Here is a 4349-nt window from a genome sequence, read left to right on the forward strand (position 1 = left end):
GTGATCGGATGCCCCGGAACAGGTGATCGGATTAAATCGGAATCACTGATCGGATGTTATCGGAACCGGTGATCGGATGTCCCCGGAACGCGCAAAAATGCCCCAGGGCATGGTCCTCGAAGAACCGGACGCGCCGATCCGCCATGTCTATTTCCCAAGGTCCGGCGTGGGGTCGACGGTGGCGATGATCGAGAACGGTCGGCCCATCGAAGTTGGCCTCTTTGGCCATGAGGGCATGTCGGGAACCGCGATCGTGATGCACAGCGAGTATTCCTCCCAGAAGACGTTCATGCAGATTCCGGGCGACGGGTGGTTCATCGAGGCCGAAAGATTATGGGATCTGCTTGGGCAGAGCACCTCCCTTCAGCGCCACCTCCTGCGATACGTGCAAAGCCTCATGACGCAGATCTCGCACACGGCATTGTCGAACGGGCATGCCAAGCTGGAAGAACGGCTCGCGCGGTGGCTCTTGATGTGTCATGACCGGATCAAGAGCGACAAGATGAGCCTGACCCACGAGTTCATGTCGATCATGCTGGGTGTGCGCCGGGCCGGGGTAACGGTCGGCATACATATTCTCGAGGGCAAGGGAATGATCCGTGCCTATCGCGGTCAGATCATCATCCTCGATCGCANATCCGTGCCTATCGCGGTCAGATCATCATCCTCGATCGCACCGGGCTCGAAAGCGAAACACATGGCTCCTACGGTGTTGTCGAGGCTGAATATGCACGACTTATCGGCTTTGATCCGCCGGATTGAAAACACGAGGATCAAGCAACGATCCTGTCGGATCGCCGGCGGGCGTTCGCTGGCCAGTCAAGCGTCCCGCAGTGCGGCAACGGGCCGCGGCGATCCACCAACCCATGTCACTCCTGAAGATCCGCACGTGGGTCGATCCCTCGGGAACGCCACCTTGAAACAGATGCCGACCATTGTCAGGTAAGGCGGCAATCGCCAGAACATCGTAGAGCGGATCCGCACCGCCGAGGCGGGCGCGGTGGCGCGGTCCGGGAAAGAAGACATGGCCGGCAAAGAAGGCGACACCGAGAGCGAAGACCGCGGCAGCGGAAAAGAACAGGTCCAGACGCGGTCCCTGTGGCGGCGGCTGACCGCTCATATGGAGCCAACCGTCTTCTTCGGATCCGCAGCCGTCGTCATCGTCTTCGTGGCCGCCGGAGCCGGCATGACAGAGGCCACGCGCTCTTTGTTCGAGACGGTCCGGGCCGGTATCTTCCACTATTTCGGCTGGTTCTACATGCTGATTGTTACCGGATTCCTGCTGCTGACTTTCGCCATCCTCGCCTCTCCCGCAAGGCACATCCGCCTGGGAGGGCCGGATGCAAGGCCGGAATTCAGCCGGATCGGCTGGTTCGGCATGCTTTTCGCCGCGGGCATGGGAATCGGTCTCGTCTACTTCGGCGTCGCCGAACCGCTGCTGCATTATCAGGACCCGCTCGAGGCCGAGCCGTTGACGGATGCAGCTGCTGTCGAGGCGACCCGCCTTGCCTATTTCCATTGGGGTCTGCATGCGTGGGCGATCTACATCGTCTTCGCTCTTGCCGTGGCGCATGCGCATTTCAACCGTGGCCTGCCGCTCGCACCGCGCGCGGTGCTGGAGCCACTGATCGGCGAGCGGTACAAGGGCCCGATCGGGCACGGTACCGACATTCTCTGCACAGTTGGCACCCTGCTCGGAGTGGCCACCTCGCTGGGCCTCGGGGCGATGCAGATCAACGCGTCGCTCTCGTCTTTCTTCGACGTGCCCGACAGCGCCTGGACGCAATCGCTGTTGATCGCCGGCATCACGCTTGCCGCCACTATCTCGGTCGTCTCGGGTGTGAAGAAGGGGGTGCAGATGCTCAGCCGTGCGAACCTGTATCTGATCGTGCTTCTTGCGGCATTCGTTTTCCTCGCCGGGCCGACCCTTGCCGTGATGGAACTCTTCGTCTCGGCGCTCGGCGACTATCTGCGGACGCTGCCGCGGATGAGCCTGCATCTCGGGACCGGCGCGTCGTCGGAATGGCAGACGACGTGGACCGTGTTCTATTGGGGCTGGTGGATATCCTGGGCGCCTTTCGTGGCGATATTCGTGGCCCGCGTCTCGAAGGGCAGAACGATCAAGGAATTCATTCTGGGCGTCCTGCTGGCACCGGTCCTGCTCACGTTCTTCTGGTTCGCCGTGTTCGGCGGGACGGGCATCGAAGCGCAGCGTGCCGAGGGCGGGCCTGACCTGATCACAGCAGTCAACGAGAACGAAAGCGCCTCGCTTCAGGCGGTGCTGGACACACTGCCCTTTGCGTCGATCTTGATCACCGTCGCGACCGTGCTGATCCTGCTCTTCTTCGTGACCTCGTCGGATTCGGGATCTCTGGTCGACGATATCGTGACATCGGGTGGCAAGCTTCACCCGCCCCGGGCGCAGCGCGTGTTCTGGGCGCTCTCGGAGGGGGCGGCGGCGGTGACGCTGCTGCTTCTCGGCGGCCTTTCGGCGATCCGCAACGCAGCGATCAGTCTCGGCCTGCCGATGTCGCTGGTGCTGATCCTGGCGGGCATCGCGCTGTGGCGCACGCTCCGGCGCGATCCCGAGGTGCAGCGCCGGCGCAGCTTGCGATCGCGCTGAATATGGCTTGCTCATGCAGCGCTTCCAACGGCATTGGTTCACGAAGTGAATCCTCCGTCGTCAGACTTGTGCAACAACGCCTCAGTCGACTTCCGCACATGCAAGTTCCTTGGAAACGACCGCTCCCGGCTCGCAGTAGCAAGAACCGTCAGGCTTATTGTAGCAATGGAAGCGCACGTCACCCGTGCAGTTCAGGTTATCTCCCATGTCAACCGAAACGTCCTTTGCAGTGAAGTCGATGCACACGGAAGGAACGCCCTCATGCTCGAAGATGTTCTGGAATGTGATGAGTTCCGCCAGGTCCACGACTGTTTCATTCGGATCCGAGGCAGTGAGAACAAGATCAGGATTAGCCAGGCAGGCGTCCATGAATTCGGCCCGCACTTTTTCGATTTCCGTGACCGTAGCCGAATGGTAAATCTCGCAGAAGCTTACATTCCATTCGACCGGTCCGACGACGATTACGTCCGGCTCAATCATCTTGCAGGCTTGGTCGCTCAAGGCGCGCTCCGTGTTGCCTATCGTGCCAATCAAGTTCGCCCGGGTCTCACACCGCGCTTCGGGTGACGCCTCAGAGCCGCCATCTGCCGCGATGCGCTGCACTTCATCGGAATCGCTGTTCAGCGTCTGGCCGTCACCATCGCGCACTTCCCACGCCCACCCTTCGTATCGACCGCTCGGCGGCAGAACGAGGCCAGTCTTCCAGTCGCTTTCGGACAGGGTCACCTGACTTTCCCACCTGGCCTCTCCGGGCAATTGCAGTGTGTGCTCGAACTTGACCACCAGGGCGTCCGGCATCAGAAGCGTGCTGTTCTCCAGCACAATACGGCTCGATACGCGGTGTCCGTCGATACAGAAATCGCGCGGCCTGCCTGAGCGTCGCGGCGCAATGGTTTCCTCTTTGGTCCGGGAGGTTCTTGTGTTTCTCAAACCGCCCTTGCTCACCTTAAGGCCGGCCGCGCACCGATCCTGCGCGAGGGTGTACCGAAAGACCCGTTCGTTTTTCTTGACGATGGTGAGGTCTATGCAGGATCCATTATTGCCGCCGCACGCATCAACACTTACAAGCGTCCATCCGAAGGATGCAATCATTTCTTTGGCCCGTGCCTCGGTGATAATTTCACCGTCAAATACGGGATCAGGACGGAGATCTTCGACACTGCGATCAATATTCGACGTGACGGGTCCGGAAGATTGAAGCGTCTGCGAAAGACAGGCGTGTGACGTGAGGAAAAGCACGATTGCTGCAATGAGTTTAGGTAACATGCGAACCTCCGCGAAAATGATTGATAGCCGACATTCCCCAAGTAGAACGCCCTGACGCCCATGTTGCCGCTGCGCGTCGGGCCAATCAAGCCCCTTGAACACGCTGTGCCGTGATTTGAACATCTTTCGCACGAACTGAGTGTGATTTTGGTCACTTTGTCCCGCCGAACGGCATTGATGACGGGACCGCCCGCCGAGCCACGTCGCGCCTTGAACCTCGAAATCAATTAATCCGCAAAATTCAGGTCCCTCGAATTCGATAAACCTCTATTTTACAGAGGGTTAGTCGGTGGGGTTTCCGTCTTGAACGGTCCTCCGCTACCATCGAACCCCCCACTTGAACACCAGGGCTTGAGATGAGGGCGCTTAGCAGGCTGCTGAAAAACCCCGCCTCGACATGGATTTGAGAACGTGATTCACCCTTTGCACGGCATGTAGGGGGATGACGATGCGCGGGACG

3 protein-coding genes are annotated in these 4349 nt (G+C 59.9%); 2 read left to right on the plus strand and 1 reads right to left on the minus strand.

The features are described 5' to 3' along the window. Positions 1–502: 502 nt before the first annotated feature. The gene (locus tag V8324_RS22535; protein WP_442970593.1) at positions 503–946 is read left to right on the plus strand and encodes a hypothetical protein; all 444 of its coding nucleotides are present in this window, start codon (positions 503–505) and stop codon (positions 944–946) included. A 78-nt stretch (positions 947–1024) separates the two neighbouring features. Then, positions 1025–2623 (plus strand): BCCT family transporter, encoded by a 1599-nt coding sequence (locus V8324_RS21210; protein ID WP_336421884.1) that lies wholly within the window; start codon positions 1025–1027, stop codon positions 2621–2623. An 81-nt stretch (positions 2624–2704) separates the two neighbouring features. On the opposite strand, the gene V8324_RS21215 is transcribed toward V8324_RS21210, so the two are convergent. After that, entirely contained in the window at positions 2705–3889 is a 1185-nt protein-coding gene (locus tag V8324_RS21215) for a hypothetical protein (protein WP_336421885.1), read from the minus strand. Positions 3890–4349 lie beyond the last annotated feature (460 nt).

This window comes from Roseovarius sp. D22-M7 (genome assembly GCF_037083785.1).
Classification (GTDB): Bacteria; Pseudomonadota; Alphaproteobacteria; order Rhodobacterales; family Rhodobacteraceae; genus Roseovarius.